General features: G+C 52.7%; 13 protein-coding genes. 11 read left to right on the top strand and 2 right to left on the bottom strand.

The window, feature by feature from the left end:
• The first annotated feature begins 77 nt into the window (after positions 1-77).
• The 3 genes from FDX04_RS22875 (at position 78) to FDX04_RS22865 (ending at position 3152) form a co-directional block, all read left to right on the top strand.
• The gene (locus tag FDX04_RS22875) at positions 78-572 is read left to right on the top strand and encodes a YfbU family protein (RefSeq protein WP_006683652.1); all 495 of its coding nucleotides are present in this window, start codon (positions 78-80) and stop codon (positions 570-572) included.
• On the top strand, positions 565-1242 hold the full coding sequence (locus FDX04_RS22870; protein WP_087051296.1) for a sugar phosphatase: 678 nt from the start codon (positions 565-567) through the stop codon (positions 1240-1242). The genes FDX04_RS22875 and FDX04_RS22870 overlap by 8 nt, the downstream gene beginning before the upstream one ends.
• Before the next feature lie 77 nt (positions 1243-1319).
• On the top strand, positions 1320-3152 hold the full coding sequence (locus FDX04_RS22865) for an SLC13 family permease (RefSeq protein WP_038642308.1): 1833 nt from the start codon (positions 1320-1322) through the stop codon (positions 3150-3152).
• Between the two features lie 48 nt (positions 3153-3200).
• On the opposite strand, the gene yfbR is transcribed toward FDX04_RS22865, so the two are convergent.
• Both yfbR and alaA read right to left on the bottom strand, forming a co-directional pair.
• Positions 3201-3800 (bottom strand): 5'-deoxynucleotidase, encoded by a 600-nt coding sequence (gene yfbR / locus FDX04_RS22860; RefSeq protein WP_042307093.1) that lies wholly within the window; start codon positions 3798-3800, stop codon positions 3201-3203.
• 97 nt (positions 3801-3897) lie between these two features.
• A complete protein-coding gene (gene alaA, locus FDX04_RS22855; RefSeq protein ID WP_005129483.1) occupies positions 3898-5115 on the bottom strand; it encodes an alanine transaminase AlaA in 1218 nt (405 codons plus the stop codon).
• A 921-nt stretch (positions 5116-6036) separates the two neighbouring features.
• On the opposite strand from alaA, the gene lrhA reads away from it, so the two are divergent.
• From lrhA to nuoH, 8 genes are all read left to right on the top strand, one after another.
• Positions 6037-6975: a transcriptional regulator LrhA gene (lrhA, locus tag FDX04_RS22850; protein WP_042307095.1), complete on the top strand. Its 939-nt coding sequence runs from the start codon at positions 6037-6039 to the stop codon at positions 6973-6975.
• A 627-nt stretch (positions 6976-7602) separates the two neighbouring features.
• The gene (nuoA, locus tag FDX04_RS22845) at positions 7603-8046 is read left to right on the top strand and encodes an NADH-quinone oxidoreductase subunit NuoA (RefSeq protein WP_003028077.1); all 444 of its coding nucleotides are present in this window, start codon (positions 7603-7605) and stop codon (positions 8044-8046) included.
• A 15-nt stretch (positions 8047-8061) separates the two neighbouring features.
• Positions 8062-8724 (top strand): NADH-quinone oxidoreductase subunit NuoB, encoded by a 663-nt coding sequence (gene nuoB, locus FDX04_RS22840; protein ID WP_003028075.1) that lies wholly within the window; start codon positions 8062-8064, stop codon positions 8722-8724.
• A gap of 85 nt (positions 8725-8809) precedes the next feature.
• Positions 8810-10612 carry an NADH-quinone oxidoreductase subunit C/D gene (gene nuoC, locus FDX04_RS22835; protein WP_137360955.1) on the top strand — a complete coding sequence of 601 codons (1803 nt, stop codon included), beginning with the start codon at positions 8810-8812 and terminating at the stop codon, positions 10610-10612.
• A 2-nt stretch (positions 10613-10614) separates the two neighbouring features.
• Positions 10615-11115 carry an NADH-quinone oxidoreductase subunit NuoE gene (gene nuoE, locus FDX04_RS22830; RefSeq protein WP_006683660.1) on the top strand — a complete coding sequence of 167 codons (501 nt, stop codon included), beginning with the start codon at positions 10615-10617 and terminating at the stop codon, positions 11113-11115.
• The gene (nuoF, locus tag FDX04_RS22825; RefSeq protein ID WP_003839356.1) at positions 11112-12449 is read left to right on the top strand and encodes an NADH-quinone oxidoreductase subunit NuoF; all 1338 of its coding nucleotides are present in this window, start codon (positions 11112-11114) and stop codon (positions 12447-12449) included. Before nuoE ends, nuoF begins: the two co-directional genes overlap by 4 nt.
• Positions 12450-12529: 80 nt before the next feature.
• Positions 12530-15256 (top strand): NADH-quinone oxidoreductase subunit NuoG, encoded by a 2727-nt coding sequence (nuoG, locus tag FDX04_RS22820; protein WP_042307216.1) that lies wholly within the window; start codon positions 12530-12532, stop codon positions 15254-15256.
• Complete coding sequence (nuoH, locus tag FDX04_RS22815) at positions 15253-16230, top strand: NADH-quinone oxidoreductase subunit NuoH (RefSeq protein ID WP_003028063.1); 978 nt, start codon at positions 15253-15255, stop codon at positions 16228-16230. The genes nuoG and nuoH overlap by 4 nt, the downstream gene beginning before the upstream one ends.
• Positions 16231-16235: the final 5 nt, after the last annotated feature.

Below are 16235 nucleotides of genomic sequence, written 5' to 3'. Positions count from 1 at the left end.
CCTGATTACGCATATAAAAGAAGGCACAAGATGCCTTCTTTTTTTTCATCGCAGTAGTAGTGATACAGGAGTCCCAAATGGAAATGACCAACGCTCAACGTCTGATTTTGTCGAATCAGTACAAAATGATGACTATGCTCGATCCCACTAACGCCGAGCGTTATCGTCGTTTGCAGACGATTATTGAACGCGGTTACGGCTTGCAGATGCGTGAGTTGGATCGTGAGTTTGGTGAGCTGACGGAAGAAACCTGTCGTACGATTATCGATATTATGGAGATGTATCACGCATTACATGTCTCCTGGACCAATCTAAAAGACGCGCAGTCTATTGATGAGCGACGCGTGACCTTCCTCGGTTTTGACGCCGCAACGGAAGCCCGTTTCCTCGGGTACGTTCGTTTTATGGTCAATGTGGAAGGGCGTTATACCCACTTCGATGCGGGTACGCATGGTTTCAACGCCCAGACCCCGATGTGGGAAAAATATCAGCGTATGCTGAATGTCTGGCACTCTTGCCCGCGCCAGTATCACCTGAGCGCGAATGAAATTAACCAAATCATTAATGCCTGAGGGGGCGAGCGTGCAGTGCAAAGGTTTTCTGTTTGATCTGGATGGAACGCTGGTCGATTCCTTACCCGCAGTAGAACGCGCGTGGTGCAACTGGGCCGATCGTTTTGGCCTCGATCACGCCGAGGTGCTCGGCTTTATTCATGGTAAGCAGGCCATTACCTCCCTGCGACACTTTATGGTGGGCAAGTCCGAGGCGGAGATCGCTGCGGAGTTCACCCGCCTGGAGCAGATCGAAGCGACGGAAACCGCGGGGATCACCGCGCTGCCAGGGGCGGTTGATTTGCTCAACCATCTCAACAAAGCGGGCATCCCATGGGCGATTGTGACTTCAGGATCAATGCCGGTCGCACGGGCGCGCCATCGTGTCGCAGGACTTCCTGCTCCTGAGGTGTTTGTCACTGCCGAACGGGTAAAAAGAGGTAAACCAGAGCCTGACGCCTATCTGTTAGGCGCTCAGTTACTGGGCCTGGCGCCACAGGAATGCGCGGTAGTCGAGGATGCGCCCGCAGGGGTGCTCTCGGGACTGGCTGCAGGGTGCCATGTAATAGCGGTAAATGCGCCAGCGGACACGCCGCGTCTGGATGAGGTCGATTTTTCGCTGACCAGTCTGGAACATATTTCTGTCACCAAACAGCCCAACGGAAATGTGGTCGTTGTAAGAAATACCTGATCATGATTTAGCCCCAGATTGTTGGGGCTTTTTTATGGCAGAATCGGTCCATCCCTCTCATTTAACAAGGATATGTTGTGAACGGTGAATTGATATGGGTTCTCTCATTGCTGGCGATTGCCGTCGTCTTGTTTGCAACTGGCAGAGTGCGTATGGACGCGATCGCTTTGCTGGTCATTATTGCCTTTGTTCTGAGTGGAACATTGAGCATCACAGAAGCTTTTTCCGGGTTCAGCGATCCTAACGTTATTTTGATCGCGGCTTTATTTATTATCGGCGACGGTCTGGTGCGTACCGGGGTGGCGACGGTGATGGGGGCCTGGCTGGTGAAGGTCGCCGGCAGCAGTGAAGTCAAAATGCTGGTGTTGCTGATGATAACCGTGGCCGGGCTCGGTGCGTTTATGAGTTCGACCGGCGTGGTTGCTATCTTTATACCGGTTGTCTTAAGCGTTTCCATGCGCATGCAAATTTCTCCCTCACGTCTGATGATGCCGCTGAGCTTTGCCGGATTGATAAGCGGCATGATGACGCTGGTGGCGACACCGCCAAACCTGGTCGTCAACAGTGAGTTGCTACGCGAAGGACTTAACGGTTTCAGCTTTTTTAGCGTCACTCCGCTGGGGTTGGTGGTTCTGGTGCTTGGCATAATTTATATGCTGCTGATGCGCTTTATGCTGAAGGGCGAAGATTCCGGGCAGCCAGGAGACGGTTGGAAACGCCGGACTTTTCGCGATTTAATCAAAGAGTATCGCCTTACGGGGCGTGCCCGCCGTCTGGCTATTCGCCCTGGTTCACCGATGATTGGCCAGCGTCTGGACGACCTGAAACTGCGTGAGCGTTACGGAGCAAACGTGATTGGTGTGGAGCGCTGGCGGCGCTTTCGTCGCGTGATTGTTGACGTTAACGGGGTTTCTGAGTTTCGCGCCCGTGACGTGCTGCTGATTGATATGTCTGCAGCGGATGTTGATCTGCGAGAATTTTGCAGTGAGCAACTGCTGGAGCCGATGGTGCTGCGCGGGGAATACTTCTCCGAGCAGGCGTTGGATGTGGGCATGGCCGAGATCTCACTGATCCCAGAATCGGAACTGATTGGCAAAACGGTACGGGAGATAGCCTTTCGTACGCGTTACGGTCTGAATGTGGTCGGCCTGAAACGCGATGGTACGGCGCTGGCAGGCGCGGTGGTGGATGAACCGTTGCTGATGGGGGATATCATTCTGGTGGTGGGTAACTGGAAGCTCATCACACTGCTGGGACAAAAAGGGCGCGACTTCGTGGTGTTGAACATGCCAGCTGAGGTCAGTGAAGCTTCCCCGGCGCACAGCCAGGCGCCGCATGCCATTTTCTGCCTGGTGCTGATGGTCGCCCTGATGCTTACCGATGAAATTCCTAATACGGTTGCCGCAATTATCGCCTGCCTGCTGATGGGGAAATTCCGCTGTATCGATGCCGAAAGCGCCTATAAAGCGATTCACTGGCCAAGCATTATTTTGATCGTCGGGATGATGCCCTTCGCATTGGCGCTACAAAAAACTGGCGGTGTCGATCTGGTGGTAAAAGGACTGATGGACGTTGGCGGCGGGTATGGCCCGTACATGATGCTGGGCTGCCTGTTCGTCCTGTGCGCGAGCATCGGGTTATTTATCTCTAACACTGCAACGGCGGTACTCATGGCGCCAATCGCCCTGGCGGCGGCAAAGTCGATGGGGGTTTCGCCGTATCCTTTTGCGATGGTGATTGCAATGGCGGCATCCGCAGCCTTTATGACACCGGTCTCTTCGCCGGTAAACACGCTGGTGCTGGGACCGGGTAACTATAGCTTTAGCGATTTCGTGAAAATTGGCGTGCCGTTTACGGTGATCGTGATGGCGGTGTGCGTGGTGATGATCCCGATGCTGTTCCCGTTTTGATTTTTATGTGCCGGATAAGACGTTGACGTCGCCATCCGGCAAAATCGTTTAAAGCGGTGAATCCTGGCTGATCTCATCTAATGAGAGGTGAAAGCTCGGGACAAACACCTCCATAAAATAGTCCATCTCTTCGCTGCGCCGCGACTCCAGCGTTTTTTCCAGCCGCGTTTTCGCCAATAGGAACTCATTATTGCCCGCCGAAAGTTCCTCCAGACACTTCAGATAGGCGCACAGCGCATCGGCCTGTTTGACGATAGATTTCTCTTCTTCGCTGTAAGCATGTTCATCAATCAGCGGAGCAAAAATATCGCGCAGCTCGTCGGGCACCATATCGACCAGCTTTTGCTGGGCAATTTTCTCTATCGCTTTATATTCCTGGGCGATTTGTGAGTTGAAGTATTTTACCGGGGTAGGGAGGTCACCGGTCAGCACCTCTGAAGCATCATGGTACATTGCCAACAGGGCAATGCGCTCTGCATTAAGCTGACCACCAAATTTACGGTTTTTAATCGCGGCCAACGCATGAGCGACCATGGCAACTTGCAAACTATGCTCGGACACGTTTTCGGTGCGCACGTTGCGCATCAGCGGCCAGCGGTTAATGAGCTTCAGGCGGGAGAGGTGGGCAAAAAAGTGGCTCTGCTTCATAACGACCCTTATATGATGGCAACCTGTGAGTCATTGTGCGCAGAGAAGGCTGTCAGATGCAAATACTCGTCATACTGATCCAACAGCCCGTGTTTTATTACAGCTGGTGATACCCTGACAGGAAGCGCTCAAATTTACTCAGCGACATTTCGATATCGTCAATGCGCGGGAGCGTGACGATGCGGAAATGATCCGGCCACGGCCAGTTGAACGCCGTTCCCTGAACCAGCAGCACTTTTTCCTGCAACAGGAAGTCGAGCACCATTTTCTGGTCGTCATGAATGTTGAAGCGTTTAGCGTCGATTTTTGGGAACATATACAGCGCGCCGCGCGGTTTCACGCAGGAGACGCCGGGAATATCATTGAGTAACTCCCAGGCGCGGTTGCGTTGTTCATACAGGCGCCCGCCAGGCATGATAAATTCACTGATGCTCTGGTATCCGCCCAGCGCGGTCTGAATCGCATGTTGCGCCGGAACGTTAGCACATAAGCGCATAGAGGCCAGCATCTCAAGACCTTCGATGTACCCCTTGGCATGTTTCTTCGGCCCGTTCAGCACCATCCAGCCCTGACGGAAACCGGCAACGCGATAGGTTTTTGACAGGCCATTGAAGGTGATAGTCAGCAGGTCCGGAGCCATTGCGGCGATCGAGTGGTGTTCAGCGTCATCGTAGAGAATTTTGTCGTAAATCTCGTCCGCAAAAATGATGAGATTGTTCTGGCGAGCAATTTCAACAATCTCCATCAGCAGCTCTTTGGAGTAAACAGCGCCGGTTGGGTTGTTGGGGTTAATGATGACGATCCCACGCGTGCGCGGGGTAATTTTTGCGCGAATGTCGTCCAGGTCCGGGAACCAGTCAGATGATTCGTCACACAGGTAGTGCACGGCATTACCGCCGGAGAGCGATACCGCCGCCGTCCACAGCGGGTAATCAGGTGCCGGAACGAGCATTTCGTCCCCACTGTTCAGCAATGCCTGCATGGCCTGCACAATCAATTCGGAAACGCCGTTACCGATATAGATATCTTCCACGGTCACATCGCGCATCCCGCGGGCCTGGTAATGCTGCATGATCGCTTTACGGGCTGAATAGAGACCTTTTGAGTCGCAATATCCTTGCGCTGTTGGCAAATTGCGGATCACATCAACCAGAATTTCATCTGGCGCTTCAAACCCGAATGGCGCCGGGTTGCCGATGTTCAGTTTCAGAACTTTATTGCCTTCTTCTTCCAGGCGCTTTGCTTCCTTCAGAACCGGGCCGCGAATGTCATAACAGACGTTTTCTAATTTGCTGGATTTTTCAATGGGGGACATGAACGTTGACCTTTTTAGCTGTGAATGCCACTCCCTGCCATGGAAGTCAGCCCAGCACAATGTACTCCCACGACGGTAAGTTTTGAAGGGTCTTTAGTAGAAGATTTTGAAAATCCATGAAGTTATAATTAACTGTTAATAACTAAATAACGCAATTATCATGAAATAATAATCTGGTTAATTGTATTATATTGGTGATATGTTTTGTGGTGTTGGTTTAGGTGTGGTGGTTTGTCTGGTCAAAAAAACTTAACTCTGTAAAGCAAAAGATCGCCGACACATAAGCGGTATGACGTCATTCGAAAATACTGAGGTTTTATCTGCGAGGGCTGTTATCGGCCTGATCCGCGCGTGGTACGGTGTGAATTCATTGTTAAGCATAATTAATGAATTGAGGGATTCTTAATTAATTATTATTTAATATTTAAATCGCATTAATTTTAATGGACTAATAATACGAAAACCTCAGTTCTGACATAACGCCTTGTTGCCTCGAATTATTCGCGATAACACTTATAAATATAGTGGTTTTAGGTTAAGATAAGTCTCATGAAATGGTGCGTAGTAAGAATTTTACGATAATTCAAATGTTTGTTGGTTGTTCCTAACATACTGAAAAGTTAGTTTTTAATGTGTAAATTATTGTTCGTTAACTTTTTTTAAATTTACATGTTTTCCATTAGTCAGAATCATCCAGCAGCTAAAAATATGGCCCTTTCTCGTTGCTATATTCCGATGAGTGTCACGGTTATTATATAGCGTAGAAAGAGAATTGTTTCGTTTGTTAAACCAAATACATCCTTATTTTCACTTGGTTACACTAAGCGAAACTGCAAGGAAGGCAGGCAGATAACAAATGGAGTTGTTTGATTCTGAATGCACAGCATTAACACGGTATGACCCGCGAGTAAGTGAAAAACTATGATAAATGCAAATCGTCCGATAATTAACCTCGACCTCGATCTGCTGAGAACCTTCGTTGCTGTTGCCGACCTGAATACCTTCGCGGCTGCGGCAGCTGCGGTATGTCGCACTCAGTCTGCGGTGAGTCAGCAAATGCAGCGTCTTGAGCAACTCGTGGGGAAAGAGTTGTTCGCGCGCCATGGACGCAACAAACTGCTGACCGAACATGGTATACAGCTGTTGGGTTACGCCAGAAAAATCTTGCGTTTTAATGATGAGGCATGCTCATCATTAATGTTTAACAATCTTCAGGGAGTGTTAACTATCGGAGCTTCTGATGAATCTGCCGATACTATACTGCCTTTCCTGCTCAACCGTATAAGTTCGGTTTATCCGAAGCTTGCATTGGATGTGAGGGTCAAGCGCAACGCCTATATGGTGGATATGCTGAAGTCGCAAGAAGTGGATTTGGTGGTAACGACTAACCGTCCGGGCGATTTTGAATGCCTGAATCTGCGCACTTCACCGACGCACTGGTATTGTGCAGCTGAATATATCCTGCAAAAAGGTGAGCCGGTTCCGTTGGTTCTGCTGGACGATCCGAGCCCGTTCCGCGATATGGTGTTGGCAACGCTGAATGCTGCACAGATCCCGTGGCGCTTAGCGTATGTTGCTTCAACATTGCCTGCGGTTCGTGCTGCGGTCAAAGCCGGTCTGGGCGTTACTGCGCGTCCCGTTGAAATGATGAGTCCTGATTTACGCGTACTGGGCGCGGCGGACGGATTACCGCCACTGCCTGATACCGAGTATCTGTTGTGCTGCGATCCGGCTACGCAAAATGATTTAGCTCAGGTTATCTTTAACTCGATGCAGACTTATCAAAATCCTTGGCAATACAATCAGTTTACCCCCGAAGGGGGAGATGATTCGCTCCTTGTTGAAGGGGACTTCGAGTAACGCGTCACAAAAAACGTTTTAAAATGTAAGTGTAAAAAAAGAGCCGCTAATGATGAAAAAACATCCAGCGGCTCTTTTTTTAAGTAAATAACGTTGGTTTATGTCATTTGCTATACTAAAACTTAACAAAATCAGCGGGTAAAAAAACAGCCTGCAAACAGGGTGAAAAATAAGCAGCAGAAGTGTTAATTGTTTCCATGTTAAAAAACTAGAGAAATTGTTGCTGTTTTTTATGGTGAATTAACAAAAGCGTGTCACAGATCAAGAAAATACTCCCATTTAGGGGGAGGCATTAGTGTGAATTCCTGTCAAAATAGACGTGTATTATCTTTTTTACTTCACTACGGACACGATTCAACAACATTAAAAAAGACCGATGATGCGATCGAAATGGGTCTAAACAGCACTTTATGTTAATGAAGTTGGAACAGTGTAAAATAATGTGAGGAAACTTTTGTTAAAGTTGACAAAAGGTTATAGAAAGGAGTAAAAAACCCCATCAATTGGCTGTATAAAATGGTTTTCTACAGTGATTGTAAGGTTTTTTTTATTCCTCCCCATGAATCGATGTGGCGTTCATCTGCCGAAAAGAGCAGAGAATTTGGCGCTACTTTTGATGAGTAAGCAATGAGTATGTCAACATCCACTGAAATCATCGCTCATCACTGGGCATTCGCTATCTTTCTTATTGTCGCCATTGGCCTGTGCTGCCTGATGCTCGTCGGCGGCTGGTTTTTAGGTGGTCGCGCGCGCGCGAGATCTAAAAACGTGCCGTTTGAATCAGGTATCGACTCGGTCGGCACCGCCCGCTTGCGCCTGTCTGCCAAGTTTTATCTGGTAGCCATGTTCTTCGTTATCTTCGACGTTGAAGCGCTGTATCTGTTCGCATGGTCAACATCTATCCGTGAAAGCGGTTGGATTGGCTTTGTGGAAGCTGCAATTTTTATTTTTGTGTTACTGGCTGGTCTGGTTTATCTGGTGCGTATTGGCGCGCTGGACTGGACGCCCGCGCGTTCACGCCGCGAGCGTATGAACCCGGAAACGAACAGTATCGCTAATCGTCAACGCTAACCGCGAGGCATTAAGATGGATTATACGCTCACCCGCATAGATCCTAACGGTGAGAACGACCGTTACCCCCTGCAAAAACAGGAGATCGTAACCGACCCCCTGGAGCAAGAAGTTAATAAAAATGTGTTCATGGGTAAGCTCCATGACATGGTTAACTGGGGCCGTAAAAACTCAATTTGGCCATATAACTTTGGCCTTTCCTGCTGCTACGTTGAGATGGTGACCTCGTTTACCGCCGTGCACGATGTGGCCCGTTTTGGTGCGGAAGTACTGCGTGCCTCGCCGCGTCAGGCTGACCTGATGGTCGTGGCTGGAACCTGCTTTACCAAAATGGCTCCTGTTATTCAGCGCCTCTACGATCAGATGCTGGAACCAAAATGGGTTATTTCCATGGGCGCATGCGCCAACTCCGGCGGTATGTACGACATCTATTCTGTGGTGCAGGGCGTTGATAAATTTATTCCGGTTGATGTGTACATCCCGGGATGTCCGCCGCGTCCGGAAGCGTATATGCAGGCTCTGATGCTGCTGCAGGATTCCATTGGCAAAGAACGCCGTCCGCTCTCCTGGGTGGTTGGCGATCAGGGCGTTTATCGCGCCAATATGCAGTCAGAACGCGAGCGTAAACGCGGCGAACGTATTGCTGTAACGAATCTTCGTACACCAGACGAGATTTAATTTGCGCATGTCGGCAGCAGCCCTTCCTTCGCTTATCACTACATAAATAGCGCGAAGCACTGCCGACTACCACGGACCATTTGCAATGGTGAACAATATGACCGACTTAACCGCGCAAGACGCTGTATGGCAAACACGGGATCACCTTGATGACCCAGTCATTGGCGAACTGCGCAACCGTTTTGGGCCGGATGCCTTTACCGTTCAGGCGACTCGCACCGGGGTACCCGTTGTTTGGGTCAAGCGTGAACAATTACTGGAAGTTGGCGATTTCTTAAAGAAACTGCCGAAACCTTACGTCATGCTGTTTGACTTACACGGCATGGACGAACGTCTGCGTACGCACCGCGAAGGGTTACCTGCCGCGGATTTTTCCGTTTTCTATCACCTGATTTCCATTGAACGCAATCGCGATATCATGCTCAAGGTGGCTTTGTCTGAAAACGATCTGCGTGTACCGACGTTTACCAAACTGTTCCCGAACGCCAACTGGTATGAGCGTGAAACCTGGGAAATGTTTGGCATTGATATCGAAGGTCACCCGCACCTGACGCGTCTGCTGATGCCGCATACCTGGCAAGGTCACCCGCTGCGTAAAGACTACCCGGCGCGTGCGACCGAATTCGATCCGTTTGAGCTGACCAAAGCCAAACAGGATCTGGAGATGGAGTCTCTGACCTTCAAACCCGAAGACTGGGGCATGAAACGTAGCACCGAAAACGAGGACTTCATGTTCCTCAACCTCGGTCCTAACCACCCGTCTTCTCACGGTGCGTTCCGTATTGTGCTGCAGCTTGATGGCGAAGAAATCGTCGACTGTGTACCTGACATCGGCTACCACCACCGTGGCGCTGAAAAGATGGGTGAACGTCAGTCCTGGCACAGCTACATTCCTTACACTGACCGTATCGAATACCTCGGCGGCTGCGTCAACGAAATGCCTTACGTACTGGCGGTTGAGAAACTGGCGGGCATCACCACGCCGGATCGCGTCAACGTGATTCGCGTGATGCTGTCTGAACTGTTCCGTATCAACAGCCACCTGCTGTACATCTCCACGTTCATTCAGGACGTCGGCGCGATGACGCCGGTCTTCTTCGCCTTTACCGACCGTCAGAAAATCTATGACGTCGTAGAAGCGATTACCGGTTTCCGTATGCACCCGGCCTGGTTCCGTATCGGCGGTGTCGCACACGATCTGCCGCGCGGTTGGGACAAGCTGCTGCGTGACTTCCTCGACTGGATGCCAAAACGTCTGGATTCCTACGAGAAAGCCGCACTGCGTAACACCATCCTGAAAGGTCGTTCCCAGGGCGTTGCCGCCTATGGCAAGAAAGAAGCGCTGGACTGGGGTTGTACCGGTGCCGCGCTGCGTGCGACCGGTATTGATTTCGACGTGCGTAAAGCCCGTCCATACTCTGGCTACGAAAACTTTGACTTTGAAGTTCCGGTTGGCGGCGGCGTATCCGACTGCTATACCCGCGTAATGCTGAAAGTTGAAGAGTTGCGCCAGAGTCTGCGCATCCTTGAGCAGTGCCTCAACAACATGCCGGAAGGCCCGTTCAAAGCGGATCACCCGCTGACGACGCCGCCGCCGAAAGAGCGCACGCTGCAACATATCGAAACCCTGATCACCCACTTCCTGCAGGTTTCGTGGGGACCGGTTATGCCGGCAAACGAGTCCTTCCAGATGGTGGAAGCGACCAAGGGTATCAACAGTTACTACCTGACCAGCGATGGCAGCACCATGAGTTATCGTACTCGTATCCGTACCCCGAGCTATGCGCACCTGCAGCAGATCCCGGTAGCGGTACGTGGCAGCCTGGTGTCCGACCTTATCGTCCATCTGGGTAGTATTGATTTTGTTATGTCAGATGTGGACCGCTAATTATGCACGAGAATCAACAACCACAAACCGAGGCTTTTGAGCTGAGTGCGGCTGAGCGTGAAGCGATTGAGCACGAGAAGCACCACTACGAAGACCCGCGTGCGGCGTCCATTGAAGCGCTGAAGATCGTTCAAAAGCAGCGTGGCTGGGTGCCGGATGGCGCGATCTATGCGATCGCGGATGTGCTGGGTATCCCGGCGAGCGACGTAGAAGGTGTTGCCACGTTCTACAGCCAGATCTTCCGCCAGCCGGTAGGTCGCCACGTGATCCGCTATTGCGACAGCGTGGTGTGCCATATCAATGGTTATCAGGGGATTCAGGCTGCGCTGGAGAAAAAACTCAACATCAAGCCGGGGCAGACGACCTTTGATGGTCGCTTTACGCTGCTGCCGACCTGCTGCCTGGGGAACTGCGACAAAGGGCCGAACATGATGATCGATGACGACACTCATGCTCACCTGACCCCGGAAGGCATTCCTGAACTGCTGGAGCGGTATAAATGAAAGACATTATCCGTACTCCCGAAACACATCCGCTGACCTGGCGCCTGCGTGATGACAAACAGCCGGTCTGGCTGGACGAATACCGTAGCAAAAACGGTTACGAAGGTGCGCGTAAGGCCCTGACCGGCCTGTCACCGGACGAAATCGTCAATCAGGTAAAAGACGCTGGCCTGAAAGGGCGCGGCGGCGCAGGCTTTTCTACCGGCCTGAAGTGGAGCCTGATGCCGAAAGACGAATCCATGAACATCCGTTACCTGCTGTGTAACGCCGATGAAATGGAACCGGGTACCTATAAAGACCGTCTGCTGATGGAACAACTGCCGCACCTGCTGGTTGAAGGGATGCTGATTTCCGCGTTTGCGCTGAAAGCATACCGTGGTTACATCTTCCTGCGCGGTGAATATATCGAGGCGGCTGTGCATCTGCGCCGCGCGATCGCCGAAGCAACCGAAGCCGGTCTGCTTGGCAAAAACATCATGGGCACGGGTTTCGATTTCGAACTGTTTGTCCACACCGGGGCAGGGCGTTACATCTGCGGTGAAGAAACTGCGCTGATTAACTCCCTCGAAGGTCGTCGTGCTAACCCGCGCTCCAAGCCGCCGTTCCCGGCAAGCTCTGGCGCATGGGGTAAGCCGACCTGCGTAAACAACGTCGAAACGCTGTGTAACGTACCGGCCATCCTCGCCAACGGCGTGGAGTGGTACCAGAACATCTCGAAGAGCAAAGATGCGGGCACCAAGCTGATGGGCTTCTCCGGTCGCGTGAAGAACCCTGGCCTGTGGGAACTGCCTTTCGGTACTACCGCGCGTGAGATCCTCGAAGATTACGCGGGCGGCATGCGCGATGGTCTGAAGTTCAAAGCCTGGCAGCCTGGCGGCGCGGGGACAGACTTCCTGACCGAAGCACACCTCGATCTGCCGATGGAATTCGAAAGCATTGGTAAAGCAGGCAGCCGTCTGGGCACCGCGCTGGCAATGGCTGTCGATCACGAGATTGGCATGGTACCGCTGGTGCGTAACCTCGAAGAGTTCTTCGCCCGCGAGTCCTGCGGCTGGTGTACGCCGTGCCGTGACGGTCTGCCGTGGAGCGTGAAAATTCTGCGTGCGCTGGAGCGTGGCGAAGGCCAGCCTGGGGATATCGAGACACTTGAGCAACTGTGTCGTTTCCTCGGCCCGGGTAAAACCTTCTGTGCACACGCACCGGGCGCGGTGGAGCCGCTACAGAGCGCCATTAAATATTTCCGCGAAGAATTCGAAGCTGGCATCAAGCAGACATTCAGCAATACCCACGCTATTGGTGGTATTCAGCCGAACCTGCTGAAAGAGCGCTGGTAATTGCAGGTTACCCCTGCATCGCGATAAGTAATTCGATTAACGCTTAGTCCCTGACTAAGCCAACTGGAAGCATGCTGACTATGGCTACGATTCATGTAGACGGCAAAGAATATGAGGTCAACGGAGCGGACAACCTGCTGGAAGCTTGTCTGTCTCTCGGCCTTGATATTCCGTACTTTTGCTGGCACCCGGCGCTGGGCAGCGTCGGTGCTTGCCGCCAGTGTGCGGTGAAGCAATATCAAAACGCGGAAGATACGCGTGGTCGCCTGGTGATGTCTTGTATGACACCAGCCACCGAAGGCACCTTTATTTCTATTGATGACGAAGAAGCGAAACAGTTCCGCGAAAGCGTTGTGGAGTGGTTGATGACTAACCACCCGCACGACTGTCCGGTCTGCGAAGAGGGCGGTAACTGCCACCTGCAGGATATGACCGTCATGACCGGTCATAGCTTCCGTCGCTATCGCTTCACGAAGCGTACGCACCGCAACCAGGATCTGGGGCCGTTCATCTCTCACGAAATGAACCGCTGCATCGCCTGCTATCGCTGCGTACGTTACTACAAAGATTACGCCGATGGCGCGGATCTGGGCGTGTATGGCGCGCATGACAACGTCTACTTCGGTCGCCCGGAAGACGGTACGCTGGAAAGCGAATTCTCCGGTAACCTGGTCGAGATTTGCCCGACCGGCGTGTTCACCGATAAAACGCACTCCGAGCGCTACAACCGTAAGTGGGACATGCAGTTTGCGCCGAGCATCTGCCAGCAGTGTTCCATTGGCTGTAACACCAGCCCGGGCGAACGCTATGGTGAACTGCGTCGTATCGAAAACCGTTACAACGGTACCGTTAACCACTACTTCCTCTGCGACCGTGGTCGTTTTGGCTATGGTTACGTGAACCTGAAAGACCGTCCGCGTCAGCCGGTACAGCGTCGTGGCGATGACCTGATCACGCTCAACGCCGAACAGGCGATGCAGGGCGCGGCAGATATTCTGCGCCAGTCGAAGAAAGTGATTGGTATCGGCTCCCCGCGTGCCAGCGTTGAAAGCAACTTCGCACTGCGTGAACTGGTCGGGGCGGATAACTTCTATACCGGTATCGCCCAGGGTGAGCAGGAACGTCTGCAACTGGCGCTGAGCGTTCTGCGTGACGGCGGTATTCATACCCCGGCACTGCGTGAAATCGAGTCTTACGATGCGGTTCTGGTGCTGGGCGAAGACGTCACCCAGACCGGCGCGCGCGTTGCGCTGGCGGTGCGTCAGGCGGTGAAAGGTAAAGCACGCGAAATGGCGGCGGCGCAGAAAGTGGCTGACTGGCAGATCGCGGCAATCCTTAACATCGGCCAACGTGCTAAGCACCCGCTGTTTGTCACTAACGTCGATAACACCCGTCTGGATGATATCGCCGCGTGGACCTACCGCGCACCGGTAGAAGATCAGGCGCGTTTAGGCTTCGCTATCGCTCATGCGCTGGACAACAACGCCCCGGCGGTTGACGGTATCGATCGTGACCTGCAGAACAAAATTGACGTGATTGTTCAGGCATTAGCCGGAGCGAAGAAACCACTGATTATTTCCGGCACCAACGCCGGTAGCGCCGAAGTGATTCAGGCTGCTGCCAACGTGGCGAAGGCGCTGAAAGGTCGTGGCGCTGACGTCGGCATCACCATGATTGCGCGCTCTGTTAACAGCATGGGCCTGGGTATGATTGGCGGTGGTTCTCTTGACGATGCGCTGACCGAGCTGGAAACAGGTCGTGCTGACGCCGTTGTGGTGCTGGAAAATGACCTGCATCGCCATGCTTCAGCAACGCGCGTTAATGCCGCGCTGGCGAAAGCGCCGTTGGTACTGGTTGTTGACCATCAGCGTACGGCAATTATGGAGAACGCCCATCTGGTGCTTTCCGCCGCGAGCTTTGCCGAAAGCGATGGGACGGTGATTAACAACGAAGGCCGCGCGCAGCGCTTCTTCCAGGTCTATGACCCGTCCTACTATGACAGCAACACCGTGATGCTGGAAAGCTGGCGCTGGCTGCACTCGCTGCACAGCACCGTGCAGAGCCGGGAAGTGGACTGGACGCAGCTCGACCACGTTATCGACGCGGTTGTTGAGAAGTTGCCGCAACTGGCTGGTATTAAAGATGCCGCGCCGGATGCAAGCTTCCGTATCCGTGGACAGAAACTGGCGCGTGAGCCGCACCGCTACAGCGGTCGTACCGCGATGCGCGCTAACATTAGCGTCCATGAACCACGTCAGCCGCAGGATAAAGACACCATGTTCGCCTTCTCGATGGAAGGGAACAACCAACCGTCTGCGCCGCGTTCACAAATTCCGTTTGCCTGGGCTCCGGGCTGGAACTCCCCACAGGCGTGGAACAAGTTCCAGGATGAGGTGGGCGGGAAACTGCGTCATGGCGATCCGGGCGTGCGTCTGATCGAAGCTTCTGCGGATGGTATGGATTACTTCACTACCGTTCCGGCGAGCTTCGAGGCTCAGGATGGTCAGTGGCGTATCGCGCCGTACTACCATCTGTTTGGTAGTGACGAATTGTCTCAGCGTGCGCCGGTCTTCCAGACCCGTATGCCACAGCCGTACATCAAACTTAACCCGGCAGACGCCGCGAAGTTGGGTGTTAATGCCGGTACCCGTGTTTCTTTCAGCTACGATGGCAATACGGTCACGCTGCCGGTTGAAATCGCTGAAGGATTAACGGCAGGGCAGGTTGGTTTGCCGATGGGTATGCCTGGCATCGCGCCGGTTCTGGCAGGTGCGCGTCTTGAGGATCTGCAGGAGGCACAACAATGAGTTGGATTACACCCGATCTGATTGAGATCCTGCTGAGCATTCTCAAAGCGGTCGTGATCCTGCTGGTGGTGGTCACCTGCGGGGCATTCATGAGCTTTGGCGAACGTCGTCTGCTGGGTCTGTTCCAGAACCGTTACGGACCGAACCGTGTTGGCTGGGGCGGTTCGCTCCAGCTGGTTGCGGACATGATCAAGATGTTCTTTAAAGAAGACTGGATCCCGAAATTCTCGGATCGCGTCATCTTTACCCTGGCACCGATGATCGCCTTTACGTCACTGCTGCTTGCTTTCGCCATCGTGCCGGTGAGTCCAAACTGGGTGGTTGCTGACCTGAACATCGGCATCCTGTTCTTCCTGATGATGGCGGGCCTCGCGGTATACGCGGTGCTGTTCGCTGGCTGGTCCAGTAACAACAAATACTCCCTGCTTGGTGCGATGCGTGCTTCTGCGCAGACGCTGAGCTATGAAGTGTTCCTTGGGCTGTCCCTGATGGGCGTGGTGGCGCAAGCCGGTTCATTCAATATGACCGACATCGTCAATAACCAGGCTGATATCTGGAACGTTATTCCGCAGTTCTTTGGTTTTGTCACCTTTGCCATCGCGGGCGTGGCGGTATGTCACCGTCATCCGTTTGACCAGCCAGAAGCCGAGCAGGAACTGGCCGACGGTTACCACATTGAATATTCCGGCATGAAATTCGGTCTGTTCTTCGTGGGCGAGTACATCGGTATCGTCACCATTTCTGCACTGATGGTTACCTTGTTCTTCGGTGGCTGGCATGGCCCGTTCTTACCGCCATTCGTCTGGTTCGCGCTGAAAACCGCGTTCTTCATGATGATGTTCATTTTGATTCGTGCGTCGTTACCGCGTCCTCGTTATGACCAGGTAATGTCCTTCGGCTGGAAAGTCTGTCTGCCGCTGACGCTCGTCAACTTGTTGGTAACGGCGGCTGTCATTCTGTGGCAGGCGCAATAAGGGAC

Origin of the sequence: Citrobacter sp. wls615 (genome assembly GCF_005281355.1) — a bacterium.
GTDB classification, from domain to species: Bacteria; Pseudomonadota; Gammaproteobacteria; order Enterobacterales; family Enterobacteriaceae; genus Citrobacter; species Citrobacter werkmanii.
Note: the sequence above shows the minus strand (reverse complement) of the source record. Positions and strands in the feature narration are given on the sequence as shown.

Coding starts and splice junctions, on each gene's coding strand:
- FDX04_RS22875 (WP_006683652.1), top strand. CDS start 78: ATGGAAATGACCAACGCTCAACGTCTGATTTTGTCGAATCAGTACAAA.
- FDX04_RS22870 (WP_087051296.1), top strand. CDS start 565: ATGCCTGAGGGGGCGAGCGTGCAGTGCAAAGGTTTTCTGTTTGATCTG.
- yfbR (WP_042307093.1), bottom strand. CDS start 3,800: ATGAAGCAGAGCCACTTTTTTGCCCACCTCTCCCGCCTGAAGCTCATT.
- alaA (WP_005129483.1), bottom strand. CDS start 5,115: ATGTCCCCCATTGAAAAATCCAGCAAATTAGAAAACGTCTGTTATGAC.
- lrhA (WP_042307095.1), top strand. CDS start 6,037: ATGATAAATGCAAATCGTCCGATAATTAACCTCGACCTCGATCTGCTG.
- nuoA (WP_003028077.1), top strand. CDS start 7,603: ATGAGTATGTCAACATCCACTGAAATCATCGCTCATCACTGGGCATTC.
- nuoB (WP_003028075.1), top strand. CDS start 8,062: ATGGATTATACGCTCACCCGCATAGATCCTAACGGTGAGAACGACCGT.
- nuoC (WP_137360955.1), top strand. CDS start 8,810: ATGGTGAACAATATGACCGACTTAACCGCGCAAGACGCTGTATGGCAA.
- nuoE (WP_006683660.1), top strand. CDS start 10,615: ATGCACGAGAATCAACAACCACAAACCGAGGCTTTTGAGCTGAGTGCG.
- nuoF (WP_003839356.1), top strand. CDS start 11,112: ATGAAAGACATTATCCGTACTCCCGAAACACATCCGCTGACCTGGCGC.
- nuoG (WP_042307216.1), top strand. CDS start 12,530: ATGGCTACGATTCATGTAGACGGCAAAGAATATGAGGTCAACGGAGCG.
- nuoH (WP_003028063.1), top strand. CDS start 15,253: ATGAGTTGGATTACACCCGATCTGATTGAGATCCTGCTGAGCATTCTC.